Consider the following 26923-nt stretch of genomic DNA (forward strand, 5'->3'; position numbering starts at 1 on the left):
CCTACTGACTCGCCCAGACAATCCGCGCCACCCATTCGACATCGCGCATGGGAATGTCGCGGTCGGGATGATCGGGATTGAGGGAGACCAGCGCGATCGACTTGACGGTCTGGCGCTCGAGCACCTTTGCCATCACCTCGCCTGACGTGGTCTTGACGACGACGCGATCACCCTTGCGGGTGGCCGCGCCCGGCTCGACGATGAGGACGTCGCCATTGCGGTAGAGCGGCAGCATGGAGTCGCCTTGCACCTGCAGCGCATAGGAGCTTTCGGTCGACTGCGCCGGCAGTTCGACCAGATCCCAGCCCTGCCCTGCAGGAAAACCGGCATCGTCGAAAAAACCGCCGGCGCCGGCCTGGGCAAAGCCAAGCAAGGGCACCGATCGCCGGTAGGCGGGCGCGGCGCCCATGCGGCCTTCGATAAGCCCGGTGAATTCGTCGAGTGAAGCACCCGTCGCCTCGATGATCTTGGCCAGCGATTCGGTCGAAGGCCAGCGTGGCCGGCCGTCGGACGACAGGCGTTTCGATTTGTTGAAAGCAGTCGAATCGAGCCCCGCGCGCCTTGCCAGACCTGAAGCCGAAAGCGAATAGCGCTCGGCGAGAGCATCGATGGCGGCCCAGACGCGGTCGTGCGAGAGCATGTCGTGCTCTCCTTCGAAACAGGAAAAAATGCCTGTTCGTTCTAGTCCGCGAAGGCCGCTTTGTCCACCAGCACCGCTCACCCGACACACATTCGTGTCGACCCTAGACATTGGGATTCCCGGGATCAACTGGCCGCCTTGGCGAGGGTACGCAAACCCTGGTGCGAAGCCATGAAAATCCGTTCCGCCTCCGTTGGCTGTCGTGGATCGGCTGTGCGACCAAGGGCTGCAACAACCTCGGCAATGTCGAGGAAGCGGCGAGCCTTGCGGTCATAGACGCCGGCGGTCGTCAGGATCAAAGCAGCCGTCTCGCCATTGTCGAGGACGAAACGGTGCTTGCCGATGACCTGGCTACCTTCCCAGGTTTCGATCGACGACACCACTTCGAACCGGCGCCACAGCCGGATCTCGCGTGCGTAGACCGCCTGCAGCCCGCCCATCATCGGCGCCCAGCCATTCTTTCGCGCCAGCGTGATCAGCCCGGCGCGGACAAAGAGGTCAATGCGGCCGAGATCGGCCAGCATCATGTAGCGCGCATTGTTGAGATGGATGTTGAAATCGATGTCGGTCGGCAGGCAGCGAAAAGCCAGCCGGCTTTCACCGCCCATCACATAGGGGCCACGGCTTCGCGCCGTGGCCAGCATGCGCGCCATACGCGCCCAGACATACATTACAGCGCCGCGCGTCCTGTTGGACGCGCAAAGGACGCTGTAACACTTTCGACTCTACCCATGCGTCAGGCGGCTTGCTTCACGTCACCCTTGGCATAGGGGTCGAAGCGTTCGTAGAAGGTCTCGCCCTTCTCGGCCATGTCGATGAGAAGCCTGGGCGCCTTGAATTCGGCGCCGTATTTCTTCTGCAGCCCCTTGGCGATCTTGACGAAGCGCTTGGCGCCGATGCCGTCGATATAGGACAGCGCACCGCCGGTATAGGGCGCGAAGCCGAAGGCCAGGATCGACCCAACATCGGCCTCGCGCGGATCGGTGACGATGCCCTCTTCCATCACCCGTGCCGCCTCCAGGGCGATGGTGACGAGCAACCGCTGCTGGAGTTCCTCGTAATCGACTGTCTCGGGCTCTAGCTGCGGATAGAGGTCCTTCAACCCCGGCCACAGCTTCTTCTTGGCGGGCTTGGCCGGATAGTCATAAAAGCCCTTGCCATTCTTGCGGCCGAAACGGCCATGGTCGTCGACCATGGTGTTGATCAGCGCCATCTGCCTGGGGTCGACGGCCTTGTCGCCGAGATCCCTGATGGTCTGCTTCATGATCTTCTGGGCAAGGTCGATCGCCGTCTCGTCGGTCAGCGCCAGCGGGCCAACCGGCATGCCGGCGGCCTTTGCCGCATTCTCGATCATCGGCGCGGGAACGCCTTCGATCAGCATCTTGTAGGCCTCAGACATATAGCGCAGCACGCAGCGATTGACGTAGAAGCCGCGCGTGTCGTTGACGACGATCGGCGTCTTCTTGATGGCGCGGACGAAGTCGATCGCGGTCGCCAGCGCCTTGTCGCCGGTCTTCTTGCCCAAAATGATCTCGACCAGCATCATCTTGTCGACCGGCGAGAAGAAGTGAATGCCGACAAAATTCTTCGGCCGCGCCGAATTCTTGGCCAGCGAGGTGATCGGGATGGTCGAAGTGTTGGAGGCGAAGATCGCCGACGACTTCAGCACCGCTTCCGCCTGCTCGGTGGCGGCCTTCTTGACAGCGGAATCCTCGAACACCGCCTCGACGACGAGGTCGCAACCGGCAAGGTCGGCATAGTCGGCCGTGGGCGTGATCAGCGACAGGAGCTTGTCCTTCTCCTCCGGCTTGGCGCGGCCCTTCTTGACCTGATCCGAGACCAGGCTGTCGGAATGCGCCTTGCCCTTCTGAGCGGACTCGATATCGCGGTCGAGCAGCACCACCGGGATACCGGCCTTGGCCGTGACATAAGCGATGCCGGCGCCCATGAAACCGGCGCCGAGAATGCCGATCTTCTTGAATTTGGTTTCCGGCACGCCGGCCGGGCGGCGCGCGCCCTTGTTCAATTCCTGCAGCGATACGAACAGCGAGCGGATCATCGCCGCCGCTTCCCTGGTCCGCATGATCTCGGTGAAATAGCGCTGCTCGATCCTGAGCGCGGTGTCGAACGGCACCAGCAGGCCTTCATAGACGCATTTCAGGATGGCGGCGGCGGCCGGGTAATTGCCATAGGTCTCCCGACGCAGGATGGCGATGGCCGGCGGCCAGAGATTGAAGCCGGCCGGCGAATAGATCTGGCCGCCGGGCAGCTTGAAGCCCTTCTCGTCCCAGGGCTGGACGGCCTTCAGGCCGTTCTTGATCATGGCCTTTGCCGTCTCGATCAGCTTGGCTGGCTCGGCTATCTCGTGGATAAGGCCCATGGCCTTGGCCTTCTGCGGCGACAGGTTCTGGCCCGAGGTCAGCATCTGCAGCGCCTGCTGCTGATCGGTCAGCCGCGGCACGCGCTGGGTGCCGCCGGCGCCGGGGAAGATACCGACCTTGACTTCCGGCAGGGCCATCTTGACCTTGTCCGAGTCAGCCGCGACGCGGCCGTGGCAGGCCAGCGACAGTTCGAAGGCACCGCCCATGCAGGTGCCGTTGATCGCCGACACCCAAGGCTTGCCGGACGTTTCGAGCTTGCGCCACAGGCCGCCCATGCGGCCGGCATTGTCGAACAGCAGCTTTGCCGCCTTCTCCGGATCCTTGTCTTTCTCCATGGCAAAGACCGCCAGCATCTTCTGGAGCATGGTGAGATCGGCGCCGCCGGAGAAGCTGTCCTTGCCCGAGGTGATCACCGCACCCTTGATGCCGGCATCGGCCACCACCTGGTCGATGATCTTGTCCAACTCGCCCATCACCTCCTCGGTGAACACGTTCATCGAGCGGTCGGGCATGTTCCAGGTGACGAGCGCAATGCCGTCAGCGTCGGTGTCGAGGGTGAAATTGATGTAGCTCATTGTTCTCTCCCCGTCAGACGCGTTCGATGATCGTTGCGGTGCCCATGCCGGCGCCGATGCAGAGCGTCACCAGCGCGGTGTTGAGGTCGCGGCGCTCGAGTTCGTCCAGCACCGTGCCGAAGATCATCGCGCCGGTGGCGCCGAGCGGGTGGCCCATGGCGATGGCGCCGCCATTGACGTTGATCCTGTCGTGCGGGATGTCGAAGGCCTGCATGTAGCGCAACACCACCGAGGCGAAGGCCTCGTTGAGCTCGAACAGATCGATGTCGGACAGCTTCATCTTGGCGCGCTTCAGAAGCTTTTCGGTGACGTCGACCGGGCCGGTCAGCATCAGCACCGGCTCGGAACCGATATTGGCGAAGGTGCGGATGCGCGCGCGGGGTTTGAGGCCCATGGATTTTCCGGCCTTCTTCGAGCCGAGCAGCACGGCCGCCGCGCCATCGACGATGCCGGACGAGTTGCCGGCGTGGTGGACGTGGTTGACCTCTTCCACCTCGGGGTGCTTCTGCACCGCGACCGCGTCGAAACCGCCCATTTCACCAGGCATGACGAAGGATGGGTTGAGCGAGGCGAGCGACTGCATGTCGGTCGAAGGCCGCATGTGCTCGTCATGGTCGAGGATGGTGAGCCCGTTCTGGTCCTTGATCGGAATGACGGAGTTCTTGAAGCGACCGTCGGCCCAGGATTTTGCCGCCCGCTTCTGGCTCTCGACGGCATAGGCGTCGACGTCGTCACGGGAAAAACCGTATTTGGTGGCGATCAGGTCGGCCGAAATGCCTTGCGGCACGAACCAGCCGGGCAGGCCGACCGAGGGATCCATGAACCAGGCGCCACCCGAGGCGCCCATGCCGACGCGCGACATGGATTCGACGCCACCGGCGATGACGATCTCATCGGCGCCCTGCGCGATCTTGGCGGCGCCGAAATTGATGGCGTCGAGACCCGAGGCGCAGAAGCGCGAGATCTGCATGCCAGGTGCCTTGGTGTCGTAGCCGGCCTCGAAGGCGGCGGCGCGCGGAATGACCGAACCCGCCTCGCCGACCGGATCGACGCAGCCGAAGATGATGTCGTCGACTGTACCGGTGTCGAGCCCATTGCGGTCGCGCAACGCCTCGAGCGTCTTGGCGGCAAGCCGCACCGCCGGCACTTCGTGCAGCGATCCGTCCTTCTTGCCCTTGCCGCGCGGCGTGCGCACGGCGTCGTAGACGTAAGCCTCAGCCATTTCCTTGCTCCTTGGGTTTGCCGGCCGCCACTCTCAGAGAGAGCGTCCGATCAGCAATTTCATGATCTCGTTGGTGCCGCCGTAGATGCGCTGGACGCGAGCGTCGCGGAACATGCGGGCGATCGGATATTCATTCATGTAGCCATAGCCGCCATGCAATTGAAGGCATTCGTCGACGACTTTTCCCTGCAGGTCGGAGAGCCAGTATTTGGCCATCGAGGCCGTCACCGGATCGAGGCCGCCATTGATGTGGCGGGTGACGCAATCATTGTAGAAGACGCGGCCGATGGTGGCCTCGGTCTTGAGCTCGGCCAGCTTGAACTGGGTGTTCTGGAAGTCGATGATCGCCTTGCCGAAGGCCTTGCGTTCCTTCACGTAATCGATGGTCAGCGCCAGCGCCCGCTCGATCATGGCGATGGCGCCGGTGCCGATCTGCAACCGCTCCTGCGGCAGCTGCTGCATCAGCTGGATGAAGCCCTGCCCTTCCTCGTGGCCAAGCAGATTGGCGGTCGGCACGCGCACGTCGTTGAAGAACAGTTCCGACGTGTCGTTGGCCTTCAGACCGATCTTGTCGAGGTTGCGGCCGCGCTCGAAACCGTCGACCTCGTCGGTCTCGACGACGATCAGCGAGGTGCCCTTGGCGCCCTTTTCCGGATCGGTCTTGGTGACGACGATGATGAAGTTGGCGAGCTGGCCGTTGGTGATGAAGGTCTTGGAGCCGTTGATCCGGTACTGGTTGCCGTCTTTCTCGGCCCGCGTCTTGACGCCCTGCAGGTCGGAGCCGGCGCCTGGTTCGGTCATGGCGATGGCGCCGATCAGCTCGCCGGTCGCGAGCTTCGGCAGCCACTTCTTCTTCTGCTCCTCGGAGCCGTAGTGAAGGATGTAGGGCGCGACGATCGAATTGTGCAGGCCGATGCCGAAACCGTCGACGCCGACATGGCCGATCGCCTCGATGATGGCGCTCTCATGCGCGAAGGTGCCGCCGGAGCCGCCATATTCCTCCGGCATCGAGGCGCAGAGCAGGCCGGCGGCACCGGCCTTCAGCCAGCTCTCGCGGTCGACCATCTCGTTCTTCTCGAACTCGTCGTAGCGCGGCGCGATCTCCTCCGCCATGAAGCGGGTTGCCATGTCGTAGAGCATGCCGACCTCGTCCGCCGCCCAGGCGGGCTTGGGAAGGCCAAGAATTTCGGCGGGGTTGGTCATGTGGATATGGTACTCCTCCCAGAGCGCATCGTCAGAGTTGAGGTCGGCGCACGTCACGCGGGCCTCAACCGACCCTCCCCTCGAGGGAGAGGGCAACCATCTTTAGAACGCTTCCGCGGGCAGGGCCATCAGCGTGTCCGCGCCACTCGAAATACGGGCGAGATGGGCCGACGTCTCCGGCATGATCCGCTCCATGAAGAAGCGCGCCGTCACCACCTTGTTGTCGTAGAAGGACTGGGTGCCGTTGGCGCCGGTCTTGCCCTGTGCCACCTTGGCCATCTGCGCCCACATGTAGCCCAGCGCCACAAGGCCGAAGAGGTGCATATAGTCTGTCGAGGCCGCACCGGCATTGTCGGGCTTGGCCATGCCGTTCTGCACCAGCCACATGGTCGCCGCCTGCAGATCGTTGAGACCCTTCTTCAATCCCTTGGTGAACGGCGCCATCTTTTCGTCCGAACGGTTTTCCTCGCAGAATTCGCCGACCTCCTTGAAGAAGGCCTGGATGGCGCGGCCGCCGTTCAGGCCGAGCTTGCGGCCGACGAGGTCGAGCGCCTGGATGCCGTTGGCGCCTTCATAGATCATGGCGATGCGGGCATCGCGCACGAACTGGCTCATGCCATGTTCTTCGATATAGCCGTGGCCGCCGAAAACCTGCTGGGCCATCACCGCATGGTCGAAACCCTTGTCGGTGAGCACGCCCTTGACCACCGGCGTCATCAGGCCGGTGTAATCGTCGGCGGCCTGGCGGTCCTTGTCGTCGGCGGAGCGATGCGCGATGTCGGACTTGATCGCCGTCCACAGCGCCAGCGCGCGGCCGGCCTCGTTGAAGGCCTTCATGGTCATCAGCGAACGGCGGATGTCGGGATGGACGATGATCGGGTCGGCCTTCTTGTCCGGCGCCTTGGCGCCTGACAGCGAACGGCCCTGCAAGCGGTCCTTTGCGTAGGCGACGGCGTTCTGGTAGGCAATCTCCGACAGCGACAGCCCTTGCAGGCCGACGCCAAGGCGGGCCTCGTTCATCATCGTGAACATCGCCTTGAGGCCACCATTCTCCTCGCCGAGCAGCGTGCCTTCGGCCTCGTCATAGTTCATGACGCAGGTCGAATTGCCGTGGATGCCCATCTTCTCCTCGATCGAGCCGCAGGAGAGCGTGTTCTTCTCGCCCGGATTGCCCGACGCATCGAGCTTGAGCTTCGGCACGATGAACAGCGATATGCCCTTCACACCTTCCGGCGCGCCCTCGATGCGGGCCAGCACCAGATGGACGATGTTGTCCGACATGTCGTGCTCGCCGGCCGAGATGAAGATCTTCTGGCCTGAAATCCTGTAGGTGCCGTTGCCATTCGGCACCGCCTTGGTGCGCAGCAGGCCGAGATCGGTGCCGCAATGCGGCTCGGTGAGGTTCATGGTGCCGGTCCAGGAGCCCTCGACCATCCTGGGCAGCCAGGTCGCCTTCTGCTCATCGGTGCCGTGGGTGATGATCGCCGCGATCGCGCCCTGCGTCAGGCCCGGATACATCATCAGCGACATGTTGGCCGAGACCATGTATTCGGCGACAGCGGTGTGGACGGCATAGGGCAAGCCCTGGCCGCCGAACTCGACCGGTGCGGCCAGCCCCATCCAGCCGCCCTCGCGATACTGGTCGAAGGCCTCCTTGAAGCCTTTCGGCGTCGTCACCGAGCCGTCGTCGTGACGCACACAGCCTTCCATGTCGCCGACGCGGTTGAGCGGATGCATGACATTTTCGGCGAGCTTGGCGCCCTCGGCGAGGATCGCTTCCAGAACGTCGGGCGTGGCGTCGGCAAATCCGGGAAGGTTGGAATAGCGCTGATAGGCCAGCACCTCGGTGAGTACGAACAGCGTATCCTGAACCGGAGCCCTGTATGTCGGCATGCTTTTTCTCCACCCTGCGGACCTGGTCCGAAAGCCCCCGAATTCATGTCAGGGCAGCATGCGGACCCGTATTGGAGCCGAGATAGCAAAAATTGACGTTTGCGTAAACGTCAATTTTTTCGATGCGACAAGATTTCCCCCTGCCCCAAGCCTGGTGAGCCTAGCGGCGCAACGTCGTGCGGGCCAGAGCCGAGGGATCGGAGAGAGGCAGATGCACAAAGCGAAAAAGCCGCGTGGCAGAGCCACGCGGCTTGATCGTGCCGGAACCGGCGGTTTGCTTAGCTTGCGACGCTCGCCTGCGGCGCCGTGCGCTCGGCCAGCATCTGGCGAACCGCCGACATCGAGCCGGAAAGTTCGTTGATGGCGTCGTCGATCAGCGCTCGCTGCTTCTGCAGGCGGGCAAGCTGCTTCTCCGACTTGTCCAGCGCCAGCCGCAGCTGCTTGGTGTTGGAACCGGTCGGATCGTAGAGATCCATCATCTGCTTGACGTCGCGCAGCGAGAACCCGACCTTGCGGCCAAGCAGGATCAGCTTCAGCCGGGCCTTGTCGCGGCGTGTGTAGAGACGGGTCGAACCGTCGCGCTGCGGGTTGAGCAGGCCCTTGTCTTCGTAGAAACGCAGCGTACGCAGCGTCACGCCGTATTTCTTGGCCATTTCGCCGATGCGGACGAGGTCCTCACCGGCTTCGACAGATACATTATTGGTATTGGCGGCGGTCTCGCCGGCCGAGATAAGCTTCATGGTCACTGGCTTTCCCCGTCTGGTGGCGTCGCGGTCCTGGACCATGCGTCGCCTGACTGGAAGCGGGGGCGTGCTTCCGGCCGTGGTTTCGACAAACAAAATCGCAAACAGCACACTCAAATGCGCCTTTTACGTTTACGTCAATTCTATACCGATAGCCGCCTCATGACGCAAGGGGCGTTCTATGAAGGCGCTTTATGCCGCACCGCGGGCAGCGGCAGCCAACTTCTTGCAACTTCTTAAGCTTGGTTAACGCGTTGTTTACCACGTTGAGGGAAATGTGGGCGCGTCGGCTACCCGTGTTTATCCTGTATCGAATTTTTCACGGTTTTTCGGAGCGCGGGTGAACCCCCGGGAAGCTTGTCTTCCACCGTGGCATGGAAGCGCGGTCGCCTTCGTTCCGGCAGGGACTTGGGGAGCTGGCCGCAAGCCGGCCAATCTGAAAGACGGACGCACCGATGAACAGCAAGCGGTCCTACCTCGACACACTCAACGCCGGCAGGCAGCGCAGGCCGCAGACCACGCTCGAGCAGCTGAACCGTTCGCTGGAGACGCTGGAGCAGCGATTGGGGCAGACCCGCGAGGAGGTGACGGCACGTCCGGCCCAGCTCCAATACGGCGCCGACCCGCGTTATCCCGCCATGGAGCCGCGCTACCCCGCCGCGCAGCCAACCGGCCAGCAGCGCTGGTACGAGGATCCGCAACCGGCACCACGCCCGCAGAGCCCGGCGCCAGCCCCTTCATTCGACCAGAATTACCAAGCCATCGCCCGCGACATCGACCGTGTGCGCGGCCAGGAAGACAGTGTCGCCATGGTCGGCAAGATCGCCGGCGAGCTGCGCGGCATGCGCGAGGAACTGCGCCACCAGATGACGGCAGGCCTGCAGCGCGAATTCGATGCGCTGCGCAAGGATATCGACCGCGCCTTCCAGGCGAACGCCAAGCCCGGCGCGGCAGGCAAGGGCAGCGCCGAACTCGGCGTCGAGTTCGAACGGCTTTCCGGCGCCATCAAGTCGCTGTCGGAGAAGAGCGACGACAGAAGCGTCAATCTGCTGCGGCTGGAGCTCGAGCAGGTCAAGGCCGCGCTCGACACGCTGGCGCGCGAGGAGAGCGTGCAGAAGGTCGACCGCCGCTGGGACGAATTCGACCGCCGCTGGACGGCTTTCGAAGACCGCGTCGACGCCGACCAGCGCAAACGCTCCGACGATCCCGCCCTTGCGGCGCTGACCGACCGGCTGGAGCAGATCAGCAACGCCGTCAACAACCTGCCGGAATCGCTGTCGCTGCGCTCGCTCGAGGAAAAGGTCCGTACCCTGGCCGGCGCTGTCGATCACTTCGCCAGCCAGCAGCAGGACAATCGCGGCGGTGACACGCTTGCCATGATCGACGAGCGGCTGGACGAGATCTCCCGCGCCATCGTGGCCTCGACGGTCGCGGCACAGGCCAATTCGGTCGACCACGAAGCCTTCGACCGCATCGAGAAGCGCATCGACTCGCTCGCCCGGCAGATCGAGGAAGTGGCACAGGATCGCCCAGGCGACGCTGTCATGGATCGGCTGAGCACGCTATCGAGCCGGGTCGACGAAATCGCCGGCCGCGCCAACCTTCCCGAACAGGCGATGGAACGGCTGGCCAAGCAGATCACGCTCATCGCCGACAAGATCGACCAGGCGCCGGCCATGCCCGACGCCGACTATATCTTCCAGGGGCTCGAGCAGCGCTTCGACGTGCTGTCCGGCATGATGGAACGCCGACAGGGCGACGCCATCGAACAGGGCAACATGCTGTTTCGCGATCTCGAGCGTCGCCTGGACGAGGTTGCCGACCGGCTCGACCAGCGCATCATGCCGCAAGTGGACAGCGCCGGCATCATGGAAGCCATCGACGCACGCTTCACCGCGCTCGCAACGCGCATGGAGACGCGCGTTCCCGATCCGGCCGGCGAAGCAGCGATCCGTGGCCTGGAAAGCCGGCTCGAGGACATTTCCAGCCGGCTCGACGCATCGGCGGCCCAGGTGGCCGGCATCGACCCGGCGCTGATCCGCAGCCTGGAAGCGCAGGTCGCCGGCCTGTCCGCCCATCTTTCCAGGCCGAGCACCCCACTGCCGGAATTCGAGGACATCAGCCCGCGCCTCGACGAAATCGAGAAGGCGCTGGCAGGCACCCGCGATTCCATCCTCGGCGCGGCACGCGAAGCGGCCGAGAACGCAGTGCGTTCGCTGGCCGGCTCGAGCGCCAACACGACCGCCGTTTCCGGCCTCGCCCAGGACCTGAAGACGCTGGAAACACTGACGCGGCGTTCCGACGAACGCAATTCGAGAACGTTTGAAGCCATCCACGACACATTGCTCAAGATCGTCGACAGGCTTGGTTCGCTGGAGACCAGCGAACCGTCCGAGGCGGTAAGCGAGCTTCTGGACACGCGATCGGACGAAGCGGTCGGCAAGCGCCGCACGCGGACCGCCAAGATGGCTGTCGAGGCGCCGTCCCTGGATATCGACGAGCCGACGCCGCTGACCGGCGACATGGCCGATCTCGACGGCCGCGCCGCCGCCATATTGCGCAACGAGCACGGGGCTCGTGGCGACCTGGGTACGCGCGGCGACCTGGGTACGCGCACGCCGGCGGAGGCCGCCGCGGCTGCCGCCATCGCGGCCCTCGGATCCGACACCATCGCCGAGAAGGACCAGCCGGCAGGCCGCAAATCGATGTTCGGCGGGCTGGCACGCGCCTTCAAGGGCAAGAAGGCGGCGGATATTCCGCCACTGGCCGGCTCGGCGCCGAGCAGCGATATCCCGAGTGTCGATCTCGACGAGCCCCTCGACCCGAAAGTGGCCAATCGCCCGCTAGAGCCGGGCTCCGGTGCGCCGGACCTCAATGCCATCATGAAGCGGGTGCGCGACGAGCGTGGTCAGCCGGCCAAGCTCAGCGAAGGCGACGCCGCGAAGTCGGACTTCATCGCCGCTGCACGGCGCGCGGCCCAGGCCGCCGCGGCCGAGGCCGACGCCTTGAAGCGCCAGTCGACGATGAAGGGACCGGTGAAGGCGCTCAGGATCGGCGACCTGCTCAAGGCGCGGCGCAAGCCGATCCTGATGGCGGCGGCGGCGATCATGCTGGCGCTTGCCGGCCTGCAGCTCGGCAAGGCGTTTTTCTCGGATCCCGCCCAGGTGGCAAACAATGACGCGACACCGATCGTCGCCGCGAGGCCTGTACAAACGGCGTCCGTCGACACGACGAGCCAGCCGAAGGCGGACGCCCAGTCGGCCGCAACGGACAGTGCGCCGTCCCGCGCCGTCAGGCAGGCGGAACCATCCCCGTCCGCGACCAAGGACGACATGGTGACGCAGACCGCCCTGGCGATGCCGTCGGACATGGATGCAATGGCGGATACAGCACCGGTTGCGGCGCCCGCGGCTTCGGCCGCCTCCTCCGGCCCGAGCGCAGCCGCCTCCGATGCGATGGCTCCGGCACCAGCCGCGCCCGTTGCGGATACCGATGCCCAGCCGGCAGCGGTTGCCCCGGCGGCGGCCAATGAGACCACGTCCAAACTCACCACCGGTGCCGTTGCGCCGACGGATGCACCGGCAGCCGCGACCAAGTTCGACATTCCGGCCGATGCCGGCCCGGCCGCACTGCGCGATGCCGCCGCCAATGGCGACGCCAAGGCGCTGTTCGAGATCGGCTCGCGCTACGCCGAGTCGCGCGGCGTCAAGGAAGACATGGCGGCAGCGGCCAAATGGTACGAGAAATCGGCTGAACTCGGTTTCGCGCCGGCCGAATACCGCATCGGCAATTTCTACGAGAAGGGCATCGGCGTCGCGCGCGACATCAAGAAGTCGAAGACCTGGTACCAGCTGGCCGCCGAACAGGGCAACGCCAGCGCCATGCACAATCTGGCCGTGCTGTTCGCCATGGCCGCCGATGGCGTGACCGACAATGAATCGGCAGCGCACTGGTTCCAGGAGGCTGCCGACCTCGGCGTCAAGGACAGCCAGTTCAATCTCGGCATCCTCGCCGCCAAGGGCGTCGGCATGAAGCAGAACCTCGAGGAATCCTACAAATGGTTCGCGCTCGTCGCCAAGACCGGCGACAAGGACGCGGCCGCCAAGCGCGACGAGATTGCCAACGCGCTGCGGCCCGAGCAGCTTGAGCGGGCGCGCGCCGCGACCGAATTGTGGAAGGCCAAGCCGCTCAACGCGGCATCCAATTCGGCCGACATTCCCGAGTCCTGGCAGGAAGGTACGCCGCAAACGACCGCCGGCATCGACATGAAGAAGGCGGTCAAGAACATCCAGCTCATCCTCAACAAGAACGGCTATGATGCCGGCGGCGCCGACGGCGTCATGGGCGACAAGACCAAGAACGCGATCATCGCTTTCCAGACCGACAACAAGCTGCCGGCGACCGGCGCCGTCGATGAGAAACTGGTCCGGGCGCTGCTGGCGCGCAAATAACAGAACAAGCGTCGTTTACACGACGCTCTTGCCATACATTTGCCTGTTAACTGATTGAGATATTTTTTGTTTCGGCGCGGCGACGGGGTTTGACCCCGCCGCCGCGTCGGCGCAAGGAAAAATTGGCTTTTCGGTGCGAGACTGCTCACAACGGCTGTATTCGCCGACAGGCAAACTGATCGAGACTGACGGGTGGGCATCTATCTCCCGATTGCGGAAATTTCCGTCAACGTCTTCGTGCTGCTGGCCATGGGCGCGGCGGTGGGCTTCCTGTCGGGCATGTTCGGCGTCGGTGGCGGGTTCCTCATCACGCCACTCTTGATTTTCTACAACATTCCCCCGGCGATCGCGGTTGCCACGGGCGCCAACCAGGTCATCGCCTCTTCCGTCTCCGGCGTCCTTTCTCACATGAAGCGAGGCACGCTCGACTTCAAGCTCGGCGGCGTGCTTCTGGCCGGCGGCATCGTCGGCTCCACCGCCGGCATCTACGTCTTCGCCTTCCTGCGCCGGCTTGGCCAGCTCGACCTGTTCATCTCGCTGCTTTATGTCGTGCTGCTCGGCACGGTCGGCGGACTGATGCTGGTCGAAAGCATCAATGCACTGCGCGCAACACGCAGCGGTGCCGCCCCGGTGTTGAAGAAATCCGGCCAGCACAACTGGATCCACCGGCTGCCGCTGAAGATGCGCTTCAGGGCGTCGAAGCTGTTCGTCAGCGTCATCCCGGTGCTTGGCCTTGGCGCGGGCATCGGCTTCCTCTCGTCGATCATGGGCGTCGGTGGCGGCTTCATCATGGTGCCGGCGCTGATCTATCTGCTCAAGGTTCCGACCAATGTCGTTATCGGCACCTCACTGTTCCAGATCATCTTCACGTCCGCCTATACAACGCTGGTCCACGCCACCACCAACCAGACGGTCGATGTCGTGCTGGCCTTCCTGTTGATGGCGGGTGGCGTGGCCGGCGCGCAATATGGCGCCAAGGCCGGCCAGAGGCTGCGCGGCGAGCAACTCAGGGCGTTGCTGGCCTTGCTGGTGCTGGCCGTGGCGATCAGGCTCGCCATCGATCTCTTCGTCACCCCGCCCAATCTCTATTCGCTGTCCGGCGTGGGCCTCAACTGATGACGGGCCCGAAAGCGTTCGCAGCCGCCATCCTCCTGTCACTGCTTGCAGTCGCCGCACCGGCGAAGGCACAGTCGCCCCTGCCGGAAGGCATCCAGATCGGGCTCTCCACCGACAATGTCTCGATCACCGCCGGCTTTTCCGGCGCCGACCTGACTATCTTCGGTTCGCTGGAAAATCCCGACCCGCTTATAGCCCGTCAGAACCGCTACGATGTCATCGTCGTGCTCGAAGGCCCGCCGCGACCGGTGGTGGTGCGCCGCAAGGACCGGGTGCTTGGCGTGTGGGTCAATCTCGATTCCGAAACCTTCGAGAACGTGCCGATGTCCTATTCGGTGGCGACGACGCGGCCGCTGCAGGACATCACCGAACCGAACAGCTACAAGCAGCTGTCGCTCGGCGCCTCCAACCTCTATATGCAGCCCGCCGACGCCGGCGACAGTCCGGCAACGATCCAGGAATTCACCGCGGCATTGCGCGAACGCAAGGCCGCGACCGGCCTCTACAGCGAAAATGTCGGCGGGGTGCAATTCCTGTCGCAGAACCTGTTCCGCGCCACCGTCAGGCTTGCGCCGAATGTGCCGGTCGGCACCCACAAGGCGCGCGCCTTCCTGTTCAGGAGCGGCCTGTTCATCAAGGAGAGCTCGGCCCAGCTCGAAATCCGCAAGTCCGGCTTCGAACAGTCGATCTTCCGGGTCGCCCACGACTACTCCTTCCTCTATGGCGTCTTCGCCATATCGCTGGCCATGCTGACAGGCTGGCTCGGCAGGCTGGTCTTCCGCAAGGACTAGGCATCCCAAAGGGGGTTTCCCTTTCCCGCCTCATGCTATAGACCGCACCTCCCCGCCCACCGGGCAAGCACGCACAATTCAATTCGGCAAAGTGGTTCGGTCGCCCGAAACCGCAGCGCACGCGTCTACAGCGAGCGCCGATCCACTGCCTGGCGCCAATGACAGGAGGCTGCCTTGCGACCAGCATTCGCCGGCATCGACTTCGGCACTTCGAACTCCACTGTCGGCGTGGTCCGCAACGGGCAACCTCGCCTCGTCACGCTTGAGGACGGCCAGGTCACGCTGCCGAGTGCCGTGTTCTTCAATTTCGAGGATGGCCGCATCTTCTTTGGCCGCCAGGCGATCGCCAACTACACCGACAGCGTGGAAGGCCGGCTGATGCGTTCGCTGAAGAGCGTGCTCGGCAGTTCGCTGGCGCATGAAAAGACACGCATCAAGGCGCGCTCGATCGGCTTCATGGAGATCATCGGCCTGTTCCTCGGACATCTCAGGAAAAGGCTGGAGGAGGATGGCGGCGACCAGGTGGAGACCGTGGTGCTCGGCCGCCCGGTGCAGTTCGTCGATGACGACGCGCAAGCCGACGCCAATGCCCAGAGCGACCTGGAAAAGGCCGCGCACGCGCAGGGCTTCAAGCAGATCGCCTTCCAGTTCGAGCCGATCGCGGCGGCGCTCGACTATGAGCAGAGGGTGACGCGCGAGGAACTGGCGCTGATCATCGACATGGGCGGCGGCACGTCGGATTTCTCTGTCGTGCGCGTCTCGCCCGAGCGGGCCCGATCCCCGGACCGCAAGGACGACATCCTGGCCAGCCGGGGTGTCCATATTGGCGGTACGGATTTCGACCGGCTGCTCAGCATAGCCCATGTCATGCCGCAGCTCGGCTATCTCTCCCCAACCAGGGACGGCAAGCGCAATCTGCCGGCCAGCTATTTCATCGATCTCGCGACATGGCAGCGCATCAACCTGGTCTACACCGCCAAGGCGATGACGTATCTGCGCCAGATCCGCTACGAGGCCGCGCGCGCCGATCTGGTCGACCGCTTCATCCACATCGTCGAGCACCGCTACGGGCACGCGCTGGCGGCATTGGTCGAAAAGGCCAAGATCGAGCTGACCGACCAGTCATCGGCGGAAGTCGCGGTGAGGCTATCAGACGTGGAGTTCGCCGCCGAGATCACGCGCGACGGGCTGGACGCCACGATCGCCAGGGACATCGAGCGCGTCACCGCAACGGTGGCTGAGACCATCCGCGACGCGCAGGTCAGGCCGGCCGACATCACGGCGGTCTTCCTGACCGGCGGCTCGACCGCGATCCCGCTGGCGAGGCGGGAAATCCTGTCGCTGGTGCCGCACGCTTCCGTCATCGACGGCGACATGTTCGGTTCGGTCGGGCTTGGCCTGGCTCTGGACGCCCAGCGCAAGTTCGGCTGAACGGGTTCACTGATATCCTACCCCGGCGCAGACCCGTTCATCTCTGTAGCCAGATGTGCCTTCAGCGCCATCTGGGCCAGGCTCGCCTGCCGATCGCGGTGCGTGATCATGGCGAAGTCGCGCTTCGGCAGTTCAATCGGCACGGCCCTCAGACTGCCCTCAGCCACGGCGCGTCCGACGACGAGTTCCGAAATGATGGTGGCGCCGGCACCCGCCTCGACCGCCTGGCGGACGGCTTCATTGCTGGGCAGCACCAGGAATATCTGCAAATCGGCAAGCGAAATCCCCTCGCGCCGCGCCAGGTCCTCCAGCACCTCGCGCGTGCCCGAACCGCCCTCGCGAATGATCCAGCGCAAGCCCCTGATATCCGGACGGCCCGGTGCAATTTCGGTAATCCCGGGATGGGAGGCGGCAACCACCAGCATCAGCCGGTCGGTATCGACCTTGGCGCGGCGCAAGATATCGGATTCGGTGCGCCCCTCGACCAGCCCGAGATCTGCGGTTCCATCCAGCACACTGGCCTCGACCTGCCTTGTGTTGCCGATGCTGACGCTCAGCCGCACCGCGGGATAGGCCTCGTGGAAGGACGCCAGCCGGCGCGGCAGCCAGTAGCTGGCAATGGTCAGGCTGGCGGCGATCGACAGACTGCCGGCGACCGTCTGAGAGACATGTTCCAGCACATTGCGCGCGGCGGCGGCGCGCTCCAGCACGGCCTTGGCCTCCGGCAGGAACCGGTGACCAGTCTGGGCAAGCTCGATGTTGCGGCCGACGCGGTTGAACAGATGGACGCCGTGCTGCTCTTCAAGCGCGCGAATGGCGGCCGATGCCGCCGACTGGGAAATGCCCAAAAGCTCCGCCGCCTTGGTCATGTGGCCGCGCTCGGCGACGGCGACGAAAATGCGCAACTGATCCAGGGTCATGGGCGCATTAAGAACCAATATCGATCGAATTTACAAGAACAACTGATTAGACGGATCGATGTCTTTATTCTACTTTTTCGGGCGAAGTTAGAAAAAATTGGCCTTCAGGTCGCAGCGAATAAAATGATCGGGCGGTTCAGATCCCTGCTTGCCCATTGGGCCCGTGGCATAAGGCGGCGGCTGGCCGGCGATCGCTATCATCCGGAGGAACACTATATGCGCGGCCCCGGGCCGAAGACGCGGGCCAAGTCCGGGGGTTCCGCCGGATCATGAGGCACCGACCGCCGCGCGGCGCGAATTCGGCACCATCGCAACGCCCGCTTGCCGACACACGCGCACCTGATGAAGGTGACGGTGTCGAGACGTCGCCTGGCATTTCCGACAGCATCGCCAAGACCACCTGCTACATGTGCGCCTGCCGCTGCGGCATCGACGTGCACATCAAGGACGGCAAGGTCCGCTACATCAACGGCAACAAGGACCATCCGGTCAATCGCGGCGTGATCTGCGGCAAGGGCAGTTCCGGCATCATGCAGCACTACAGCCCGGCCCGGCTGAAGAAGCCATTGCTGCGCAGCGGCCCGCGCGGCTCCGGCGAGTTTCGCGAGATCGAGTGGGAAGAAGCCTTTTCCATCGCCACAGAGCGGCTTTCGAAGATACGCCGGAACGATCCGAAAAAGCTCGCCTTCTTCACCGGCCGCGACCAGTCGCAATCCTTGACTGGCTGGTGGGCGAGCCAGTTCGGCACGCCGAATTTCGCCGCCCATGGCGGCTTCTGTTCGGTCAACATGGCGGCCGGAGGCCTTTACTCGATCGGCGGCTCGTTCTGGGAGTTCGGCGAGCCCGACTGGGACAACACGCGATATTTCATGCTGTTCGGCGTCGCCGAGGATCATGATTCCAACCCGATCAAGATCGGCCTCGGCAAACTCAAGGCGCGTGGCGCCAAGGTGGTCTCGATCAATCCGTGCCGGACCGGCTACAATGCCATTGCCGACGACTGGATCGGCATCCGGCCCGGCACGGATGGCCTGTTCGTCTTCGCGCTCATCCACGAGCTGTTGAAGGCTGGCCGCGTCGATCTCGATTATTTGCTGCGCTACACCAACTCCCATATCCTCGTCGTGCAGGAGCCTGGCGCCTCCGACGACGGGCTGTTCGTCAGGGATGCCGACGGCAATCCGCTGGCCTGGGACAGGGTGGCGAAGACCGCCGTCAAGGCAACCGACCCGGAGGCGAAGCCGGCGCTGACCGGCAGCTTCGAAGTCAACGGACGCCGCTGCACGCCGGTGTTCCAGCTGATCGCCGACCGATATCTTGACGAAAGCTACGCCCCCGATGCGGTCGCCGAGCGCTGCGGCATTGCCGCCGATACGATCCGCGGGATCGCCGCCGAACTCGCCCATGTCGCCTTCGAACAGGCGATCGAACTGCCGGTTGCCTGGACCGACTGGGCCGGGCGGCGGCACGAAACGATCAAAGGTCGGCCGGTTTCGATGCATGCCATGCGTGGCATCTCCGCCCATTCGAACGGTTTTCATACATGCCGCGCCATCCACCTGCTGCAGGTGCTGCTGGGCACGGTGGACGTTCCAGGCGGCTTCCGCTTCAAGCCGCCCTACCCCAGATCGGCGCCGCCTGGCCCGAAACCCGCCGGCAAGACCGTCAAGCCGATGACGCCGCTCGACGGCATGCCGCTCGGCTTCGTCTGTGGGCCTGACGATCTGCTGGTCGATGAAGACGGCACGCCGACCCGCATCGACAAGGCCTACTCCTGGGACGCGCCGCTGGCGGCGCACGGCCTGATGCACACCGTCATCCGCAATGCCTGGGCGGGCGATCCCTACCCGATCGACACGCTGATGATGTACATGTCGAACATGGCCTGGAATTCCTCGATGAACACCGTCGAGACGATTGCCATGCTGACCGACCATGACGGGGCCGGGAACTACAAGATTCCCTTCATCATCTATTCCGACGCCTATTATTCCGAGACCGTGCCGTTCGCGGATCTGGTGCTGCCCGACACCACCTATCTCGAACGCCATGACTGCATCAGCCTGCTCGACCGGCCGATCAGCCACGCCGACGGGCCGGGCGATGCCATCCGCCATCCCGTCGTCGAGCCGGACCGCGACGTCAGGCCGTTCCAGTCGGTGCTGATCGAGTTGGGCGCGCGGCTGGGACTCCCCGGCTTCGTCAATGACGACGGAACGGCCAAATATGCCGACTATGCGGACTACATCGTCAACCACGAGCGCACATCAGGCATCGGACCGCTTGCCGGCTGGCGCGGCAAGGACGGGACGTCGATCGGCAAGGGCGAGGCCAATCCGAACCAGTTGCAGCGCTACATCGACAATGGCGGCTTCTGGCACCACGACTTTGCCGACGACCAGCGCTACTACAAGATGGCCAACCGCTCCTATCTCGATTTCGCGGTGCAGATGGGTTTTATCCCCAAGGCCGAGCCGATCATCTTCCAGCTCTATTCCGAGCCGATGCAGCGTTTTCGACTCGCCGCGCGCGGCCATGGCCGCGTGGTGCCGCCCGAGAGCGAACGCCAGCGCATCGAGACCTACATGGACCCGCTGCCGTTCTGGTACAAGCCCTTCGAGGAAGCGGCCGTCGACCTTGAAAGATACCCACTGCACGCGCTGACGCAGCGGCCGATGCACATGTATCATTCCTGGGGCTCGCAGAATGCGTGGCTGCGGCAGATCACCAGCCAGAACCGGCTGTTCTTGCATCACCGGACCGGCGCCAGCCTCGGTCTGGTGGACGACGACTGGGTCTGGATCGAAAGCATCAATGGCAGAGTGAAGGGGCAGATCAAGCTGATCGACGGGGTAAACGAAAGCACGGTCTGGACCTGGAACGCGATCGGCAAAAGGCGCGGCAGTTGGGGGTTGAAGGACGATGCCGCCGAGAGCAATCGCGGCTTCCTGCTCAACCACATCATCGGCGACCAGACCTCGGCCGACGCGCAGGGCAAGCGCTACTCCAACTCCGATCCGGTGACCGGCCAGGCGGCATGGTTCGACCTGCGTGTGCGCATCGTCAAATGCGCTGATGAGGAAGCCGGCTTCACCGAGCCGCAATTCGAGCGATTCCGCCAGCCGCCGCATTTCGAACCCTCGCCCGACAAGCTGACTTTCGGCGCCGAGTTTCGCCGAGCACGAGAGGCGGCCGAATGACCTGTCTGCCAAGTCAAACCGGCAAAAAGCTCGGCCTTGTCATCGATCTCGACACCTGCGTCGGCTGCCAGGCCTGCGTCACCGCCTGCAAGGAATGGAACACCGGCGGCCACATGGCGCCGCTGACCGATATCGATCCCTATGGTGGCAATGTCGACGGCGTCTGGTTCAACCGCGTGCACAGCTATGAGCACACCACCGAGATGGGTGGGCGCACGGTGAACTTCCCCCGCTCTTGCCTGCATTGCGAGACGCCGGCCTGTGTCACCGTCTGCCCGACCGGCGCCTCTTACAAGCGGGCCTCGGACGGCATCGTGCTGATCGACGAGGACAAGTGCATCGGCTGCAAATTGTGCAGTTGGGCCTGTCCCTATGGCGCGCGCGAATTCGACACCGATGTCGGCGTCATGAAGAAATGCACGCTCTGCGTCGACCGCATCTACAACGACAATCTGGCCGAGGAGGACCGCGTGCCGGCCTGCGTCGCCGCCTGCCCGACAAGCGCGCGGCACTTCGGCGATCTCGGCGATCCCCTCTCGGCTGTCTCGCAACTGGTGGCGGAGCGCGGCGGGGTCGACCTGATGCCGGAACTCGGCTATCGCCCGACCAACAAATACCTGCCCCCGCGCGCCCATACGCAACGCGCCGCATCGGTGACAGCCCCCGCACTGGAGCCGGTGCGGGCCGAAGGCGGTTTCCTCGGCTGGGTCGACCGCATGCTTTCGAACTGACATCCATGCATCCAGCCTTCTCCGTTGTCTTCTTCACCACCGCCACGGGGGCCGGCTACGGCCTGCTCGCGCTGCTTGGCGTGCTCGGTGGGCTCCAGATCATCCCGGCCGATTTCTGGCTCGGCCTCGTCGGCCTGGCGCTGGCGCTCGGCCTGATCGCGGCGGGACTGTTGTCCTCGACCGGTCATCTCGGCCGACCCGAGCGCGCCTGGCGAGCGTTCTCGCAGTGGCGCAGTTCCTGGCTGTCGCGCGAAGGCGTGTCGTCGGTCATTACCTTCATCCCGGCGGGACTGTTCGGCATCGGCTGGGTGTTCCTGGGCCACACCGATGGCTGGGTGGCCATTGCCGGATTGCTGGCCGCCATCGGTGCGATCGTCACGGTCTGCACCACAGGGATGATCTATGCGTCACTGAAGCCGATTGCCCAGTGGCATAGCCGCTACACTTTGCCGGCCTATCTGATCTTCGCGGCAATGACCGGCAGTGTGCTTCTGAACGCACTATGCCAGGGCTTTGCGATCGGCTCGAAAATGCTTCTGGCGGCGTGCGTGCTGTTGACGGTGTTCGGCTGGGGCTGGAAGCTCGCGACCTGGCGGCACAATGACCGGCTCGAGATCCCAACCACCGCCAACACCGCGACCGGTCTGGCCGGCGGGACGGTGCGGTCGCTGGAATGGCCGCATACCGAGGAAAACTACCTGCTCAAGGAAATGGGCTTTCGCATCGCGCGCAAGCACGGTGCGAAGCTGCGCCGGATCACGCAGTTGCTGGCCTTCGCTCTGCCCGTCCTGCTGCTCACCGCCGCCTTCGTCCTGCCCTGGCCCTTTGCGGCGGTGTTTTCAGGGTTCGCGGCGATCGTCCAGTTCACCGGCATGCTGGTCGAGCGCTGGCTGTTCTTCGCCGAGGCGAAGCATACGGTCACCCTTTATTACGGCCGTTGACAGTCAGCCCGGCCGCAGCATCGAACCGGAAATCGCGAAGATGCGCTGGGTGCCAAGCATGTAAGCCATCAGCGTCTCCAGCCGGAACAGGCCGGCATAGGCGCGGTCGAGCACATTGAGCGAACCAGTATACGCGCCGAAGGCCGGCATGATCATGCGGCCGCCATCGCCGGCAAAGCAGCGCCTGCGCACCGAGCGGCCTTGTTGCACGATCCGCGCGCAAGGGTGCAGATGGCCTGAAATCTCGCCCTCGACGCGCATCTTGGATGGCTCGTGCCGGAACAGCAACGAACCGATGGCAAGTTCACGCACCGTTTCGCCGGGCAGGTCGGCCGGCGCTTCCGGATCATGATTGCCGGCGACCCAGAACCAGTCGCGACCTGCCATCAGCGCTTCCAGCCGCTCGCGGAAGCTTGCATGCATGCGCTCGGCGCCACCGCCATCGTGGAAGCTGTCGCCCAGGCTGATGACGATCGAAGGCTGATAATCCGCGATCACCGCTTGCAGCCGCAGCAAGGTCGCGCCGGTGTCGTAAGGCGGGATCAGCGTGCCGCGCCTTGCCAGCGACGAGCCCTTTTCCAGGTGCAGGTCGGACACCGCCAGAAGCCGAAACTCGGGAAAATAGAGCACGCCGCGCGGATCGCAGACCGCGCGCTCGCCGGCGATACCGACAAGGTCGGCCTCACCAATCAGCGACGTGCGCGCCAGCGAAAAATTCATTCCTTGACCATCTCCGGCCCCATGGCCTCCTCGACCAGTGTCGCCGCGTCCATCAACAGGGTTTCGTCGGCTTCGCCGTTCACCGGCATCTTGCCGATCTCGAGCATGATGGGCACGGCGAGCGGCGAAATCTGCTCCAGATTCTTATGCATGATTCGACCCTGGATGCGCGAGAGCATGTCGGCAAGTCTGCTGACATCGAGCAAACCGGCCGCCGCATCGGCGCGTGTCGCCTGAAGCAGGATATGGTCCGGTTCGTGGCTGCGCAGCACGTCGTAGATGAGGTCGGTCGACACGGTGACCTGGCGGCCGCTTTTCTCCTGACCCGGGTGGCGTTTCTCGATCAGCCCCGAAATCAGAGCGCAGTTGCGGAAGGTGCGCTTGAGAAGCCAGCTGTCGGCCAGCCAGGCTTCGAGATCGTCACCCAGCATGTCCTGGTCGAACAGGGCACCGAGCGACGGTTTGCGGGCCTTGAACATCGCACCCATGTCGCCCAGCGACCATATGGCCAGCGCATAGTCAGTGGCGACGAAGCCGAGTGGTCGTGCGCCTGCCCTGTCGAGACGGCGGGTGAGCAACATGCCGAGCGTCTGGTGGGCCAGCCTGCCCTCGAAGGGATAGGCGACGAGATAATAGCGGTTGCCGCGCGGAAAGGTCTCGATCAGCAGGTCATCGCGTTTGGGCAGCACCGATTTGTCGGCCTGGAATCGCAGCCAGTCGGCCACCTGCTCGGGCAGCTTCTTCCAGCGCTGCGGATCGTCCAGCATGATGCGGACCTGTTCGGCGAGATAGGTCGAAAGCGGAAACTTGCCGCCGCCATAGTAGGGCACCTTGGCATCGCTGCCGGGCGCGTTCGAGACGAAACATTCGTTCTCGCGAATGCCTTCGAAGCGCAGCACCTTGCCGGCAAACATGAAGGTGTCGCCATGCGTCAGCGTTTCGAGGAAGGCCTCCTCGATCTTGCCGAGAACGCTGCCGCCTCGCGTAGCCGAGCCTTTGCTGCCAGCCTTGACGTAACGCACGTTGAGCGCCGGCACTTCGATGATGGTGCCGACATTGAGCCTGTATTGCTGGGCGACGCGCGGATTGGAAACCCGCCATAGGCCATCCTTGTTCAGGCGGATCCGGGCGTAACGCTCATAGTTCTTCAGCGCGTAGCCGCCGGTGGCGACGAAATCGATGACGCGGTCGAAGGTTGGCCGATCGAGGCTGGCATAGGGTGCCGCCGTTCGCACCTCCTCGAACAGATCATCGGCGCGGAAGGGCGCGCCACAGGCGCAGCCGAGCACATGCTGCGCCAGCACGTCGAGACCGCCATCGACCAGCGGGGGTGTATCCTGTGCACCGAGATAGTTGGCGTCGAGCGCGGCCCGGCATTCCAGCACCTCGAAGCGATTGGCGGGGATGAGGATCGCCTTTGACGGTTCGTCCATGCGGTGGTTGGCGCGGCCGATGCGCTGCGCCAGCCGGCTCGCCCCCTTCGGCGCGCCGACATGCACGACCAGATCGACATCACCCCAGTCGATGCCGAGATCGAGCGTCGAGGTGGCGACGATGGCACGCAGCGCGTTCTCGCCCATCGCCTTCTCTACGCGCCGGCGCTGGGCGACATCGAGTGAGCCGTGATGAAGCGCGATCGGCAAGGTGTCCTCGTTGACCCGCCACAGTTCCTGGAACAGCAGCTCCGCCTGGCTGCGCGTGTTGACGAACAGCAACGTCGTCTTGTGGCGCTTGATCTCGCGATAGATCTCCGGCGTGGCGTAGCGGGCCGAATGCCCTGCCCATGGCACGCGTTCTTCGGAATCGAGGATGGAGATCTCAGGCTTCGCGCCACCCGTGACGACGATCAATTCTGACATGTCGCCGGGTGGATTCTGGCTGACCAGCCAGCGCCGCAACTCGTCCGGTTCGGCCACCGTCGCCGACAGGCCGATTGTCTGCAGGCCGGGCACAAAGCTGCGCAGCCGCGCCAGGCCGAGCGCCAGCAGATGGCCGCGTTTCGATGTCACCAGGGAATGCAGTTCGTCGAGCACGACATAGCGCAGGTCCTCGAAGAAGCGCCTGGCATCGCCGGCAGCGATCAGCAACGCGAGTTGCTCGGGGGTGGTCAGCAGAATATCGGGCGGCACCAGCTTCTGCCGCTGGCGTTTGTGCGACGGCGTGTCGCCGGTGCGTGTCTCGATGCTGATCGGCAACCCGATCTCCTCGACCGGCTTGCCGAGATTGCGCTCGATGTCGACGGCCAGCGCCTTGAGCGGCGAGATGTAGAGCGTGTGTATGCCGCGATGCGCCTGCCCCGGCCTTCGCCTTGGCCTGACGGCCAGTTCGGTCAGCGAGGGCAGGAAGCCGGCCAGCGTCTTGCCAGCCCCGGTCGGCGCGATCAGCAGCACCGATTGCCCGCTTTGAGCCTTCGCCAACAATTCGATCTGATGGGCGCGCGGCGACCAGCCCTTCTCCGCGAACCATCTGAGGAATGGCTCGGGCAGGGCCACGGTGGCATTCTGTTCGGCAAGGCGCGGCTCAACTGTCACGCGCCAGAGGTAGCGCGGCCACGGGCAATCGCCAAGGGAAATCGGAACAAAAGGGGATCGAGGAGCGCTCTTCCCCGTCACCATACGGGAGGAGGAAGAAGCTTACGGCCGCCGGAACCCCGTCGGGCCGCCATAGAGGTACCCGATGCGGGCGATGGCATCCTTCAGCCCTTCGCGCGAGACCAGCATGGTGTGGCCATTGGCATGGATCATGGTCTCGGTATCGGTCATGACCGCGACATGACCTTTCCAGAAAACGAGGTCGCCCCGGCGCAATCCGGCATGGTCCGGGCCTGGATCGAGCGGCTCGCCGATGCTTGCCGCCTGCATGTCGGAATCGCGCAGCACGTCCCGGCCAGCCATGCGCATCCCCAGTTGCACGAGGCCCGAACAGTCAATGCCGAAGCCGGACGCGCCACCCCAAAGATACGGTGTCCCAAGAAAGGCCTCGGCCACCGCGACATAGTCGGCGGCGACTTCGCCGATGGGCCGCAAATGGCCCGCGATGATCGCCTCGCCAGAGGGCAGGACGGCATAATGCGTGCCGCGCGTCTCGGCGCTCCCCGTCACGGTCACCGTCGATCCCATTGATAGCCGTCCCGCGATCGGAAAGCGCAGATCCGCGCCGGGGTAGAGGAAGGTGCGGGGCACCGAAACGATATGAGTGGGCGCGTGGTCCCGTCCGCCCAGCATGGTTGCGTCGACATAGCCGACATAGCCATCGCGTTCGGCCTGGATCCAGGCCCAGCCCTCGGCATCCTCGAAAACCAGCACATCGTCGCCAAACAGGGCTTGCGTGTTGATGCCCGCATCCGCCCTGGGCGCCTTGCGGATATCGGCCACCGATGCCGAAATCCGCGCCGGCCGGCCGGCGACGAAGCGGTCGGCGACGACCTCGCCCTTCAGCCTTGCGTCGGCAAGGTCGGCACGGAAAGCGTGAAGGCGGGCATCCCTGGCGGTCAAATCGGCAATCCGGTCAAATGGCTGGTGGTCAGATGGGCAGTTCATGCGCCCTGGCAATGATACCATCGCCGAAGCGCTCGACAAAGAGCGCGCCCTCGACCGTTCGCTTGATCAGGACATTGCGCTTGTCGAGTTCGTCGCGATGGCGCGAGACCAGCTTCAGCGCGCCCATCGTGTCGAGCGCGCGCGTGATGACGGGCTTGGTGACGTTGAGGCGAGCAGCCAGTCCGCGCACCGTGTGTGGCGGCGGATCGAGATAGATGGTGAACAGGATCGCCGTCTGGCGCATGGTCAGGTCGGGTGCGTCGTCGCGCACCTGCGACAGCATCACTTGCTGCCACAGTCGCAAGGCCTGGCTCGGGCGCATCGCAATCGACATCGCACCAGCATGACGCCAAATTGTTTCGGTTCCGTTTCAGTTTCAGCAATTTGCCGGCTCCGTTGGCGGGTCTGGAGCAGTTCACCATTTCA

At 64.2% G+C, this 26923-nt stretch carries 19 protein-coding genes; 7 read left to right on the forward strand and 12 right to left on the reverse strand.

From position 1 onward, the window contains the following. Position 1: 1 nt before the first annotated feature. From EB230_RS32255 to EB230_RS32285, 7 genes are all read right to left on the reverse strand, one after another. On the reverse strand, positions 2 to 640 hold the full coding sequence (locus tag EB230_RS32255) for a helix-turn-helix transcriptional regulator (RefSeq protein WP_056570027.1): 639 nt from the start codon (positions 638 to 640) through the stop codon (positions 2 to 4). Positions 641 to 765: 125 nt separating this feature from the next. Then, positions 766 to 1311, reverse strand: a complete 546-nt coding sequence (locus tag EB230_RS32260; RefSeq protein ID WP_056570026.1) for a thioesterase family protein — start codon at positions 1309 to 1311, stop codon at positions 766 to 768. 65 nt (positions 1312 to 1376) lie between these two features. Then, complete coding sequence (locus tag EB230_RS32265; protein ID WP_056570025.1) at positions 1377 to 3596, reverse strand: 3-hydroxyacyl-CoA dehydrogenase NAD-binding domain-containing protein; 2220 nt, start codon at positions 3594 to 3596, stop codon at positions 1377 to 1379. Positions 3597 to 3609: 13 nt separating this feature from the next. Further along, positions 3610 to 4818: an acetyl-CoA C-acetyltransferase gene (locus tag EB230_RS32270; RefSeq protein ID WP_056570020.1), complete on the reverse strand. Its 1209-nt coding sequence runs from the start codon at positions 4816 to 4818 to the stop codon at positions 3610 to 3612. Positions 4819 to 4851: 33 nt separating this feature from the next. Continuing rightward, a complete protein-coding gene (locus EB230_RS32275) occupies positions 4852 to 6021 on the reverse strand; it encodes an acyl-CoA dehydrogenase family protein (RefSeq protein ID WP_081294920.1) in 1170 nt (389 codons plus the stop codon). A gap of 102 nt (positions 6022 to 6123) precedes the next feature. After that, a complete protein-coding gene (locus EB230_RS32280) occupies positions 6124 to 7914 on the reverse strand; it encodes an acyl-CoA dehydrogenase (protein ID WP_172374930.1) in 1791 nt (596 codons plus the stop codon). A 278-nt stretch (positions 7915 to 8192) separates the two neighbouring features. Further along, complete coding sequence (locus tag EB230_RS32285; protein WP_081295036.1) at positions 8193 to 8654, reverse strand: MerR family DNA-binding transcriptional regulator; 462 nt, start codon at positions 8652 to 8654, stop codon at positions 8193 to 8195. Between the two features lie 458 nt (positions 8655 to 9112). Between EB230_RS32285 and EB230_RS32290 the strand changes: the two genes are divergently transcribed. From EB230_RS32290 to EB230_RS32305, 4 genes are all read left to right on the forward strand, one after another. Further along, positions 9113 to 13108, forward strand: coding sequence for a peptidoglycan-binding protein (locus EB230_RS32290; RefSeq protein WP_172374932.1), 3996 nt, complete (start codon positions 9113 to 9115; stop codon positions 13106 to 13108). A gap of 192 nt (positions 13109 to 13300) precedes the next feature. Then, on the forward strand, positions 13301 to 14224 hold the full coding sequence (locus EB230_RS32295; protein WP_056570016.1) for a sulfite exporter TauE/SafE family protein: 924 nt from the start codon (positions 13301 to 13303) through the stop codon (positions 14222 to 14224). Next, entirely contained in the window at positions 14224 to 15015 is a 792-nt protein-coding gene (locus tag EB230_RS32300; protein WP_172374934.1) for a TIGR02186 family protein, read from the forward strand. The genes EB230_RS32295 and EB230_RS32300 overlap by 1 nt, the downstream gene beginning before the upstream one ends. A gap of 174 nt (positions 15016 to 15189) precedes the next feature. Continuing rightward, a complete protein-coding gene (locus EB230_RS32305) occupies positions 15190 to 16446 on the forward strand; it encodes an Hsp70 family protein (RefSeq protein WP_172374936.1) in 1257 nt (418 codons plus the stop codon). Between the two features lie 17 nt (positions 16447 to 16463). Here EB230_RS32305 and EB230_RS32310 read toward each other — a convergent pair whose 3' ends face one another. Further along, on the reverse strand, positions 16464 to 17366 hold the full coding sequence (locus tag EB230_RS32310; RefSeq protein ID WP_172374938.1) for a LysR family transcriptional regulator: 903 nt from the start codon (positions 17364 to 17366) through the stop codon (positions 16464 to 16466). Between the two features lie 269 nt (positions 17367 to 17635). Here EB230_RS32310 and EB230_RS32315 point away from each other — a divergent pair, with 269 nt between their 5' ends. The 3 genes from EB230_RS32315 to EB230_RS32325 are packed head-to-tail and all read left to right on the forward strand — an operon-like array spanning position 17636 to position 22238. Then, positions 17636 to 20566, forward strand: a complete 2931-nt coding sequence (locus tag EB230_RS32315) for a molybdopterin oxidoreductase family protein (RefSeq protein ID WP_172374940.1) — start codon at positions 17636 to 17638, stop codon at positions 20564 to 20566. Next, a complete protein-coding gene (locus EB230_RS32320; RefSeq protein WP_056570002.1) occupies positions 20563 to 21297 on the forward strand; it encodes a 4Fe-4S dicluster domain-containing protein in 735 nt (244 codons plus the stop codon). The genes EB230_RS32315 and EB230_RS32320 overlap by 4 nt, the downstream gene beginning before the upstream one ends. Before the next feature lie 5 nt (positions 21298 to 21302). Next, positions 21303 to 22238, forward strand: a complete 936-nt coding sequence (locus EB230_RS32325) for a DmsC/YnfH family molybdoenzyme membrane anchor subunit (RefSeq protein WP_065005394.1) — start codon at positions 21303 to 21305, stop codon at positions 22236 to 22238. Positions 22239 to 22241: 3 nt separating this feature from the next. Here EB230_RS32325 and pdeM read toward each other — a convergent pair whose 3' ends face one another. From pdeM to EB230_RS32345, 4 genes are all read right to left on the reverse strand, one after another. Further along, complete coding sequence (pdeM, locus tag EB230_RS32330) at positions 22242 to 22958, reverse strand: ligase-associated DNA damage response endonuclease PdeM (protein WP_056569999.1); 717 nt, start codon at positions 22956 to 22958, stop codon at positions 22242 to 22244. Then, positions 22955 to 25489, reverse strand: coding sequence for a ligase-associated DNA damage response DEXH box helicase (locus EB230_RS32335; protein WP_172374942.1), 2535 nt, complete (start codon positions 25487 to 25489; stop codon positions 22955 to 22957). The genes pdeM and EB230_RS32335 overlap by 4 nt, the downstream gene beginning before the upstream one ends. Positions 25490 to 25591: 102 nt before the next feature. Beyond that, entirely contained in the window at positions 25592 to 26497 is a 906-nt protein-coding gene (locus EB230_RS32340) for an NlpC/P60 family protein (RefSeq protein ID WP_172374944.1), read from the reverse strand. Further along, positions 26481 to 26831 carry a MarR family winged helix-turn-helix transcriptional regulator gene (locus tag EB230_RS32345; RefSeq protein WP_010913361.1) on the reverse strand — a complete coding sequence of 117 codons (351 nt, stop codon included), beginning with the start codon at positions 26829 to 26831 and terminating at the stop codon, positions 26481 to 26483. Before EB230_RS32345 ends, EB230_RS32340 begins: the two co-directional genes overlap by 17 nt. Positions 26832 to 26923 lie beyond the last annotated feature (92 nt).

This window comes from Mesorhizobium sp. NZP2234 (assembly GCF_013170765.1).
Taxonomy (GTDB): Bacteria; Pseudomonadota; Alphaproteobacteria; order Rhizobiales; family Rhizobiaceae; genus Mesorhizobium; species Mesorhizobium loti_D.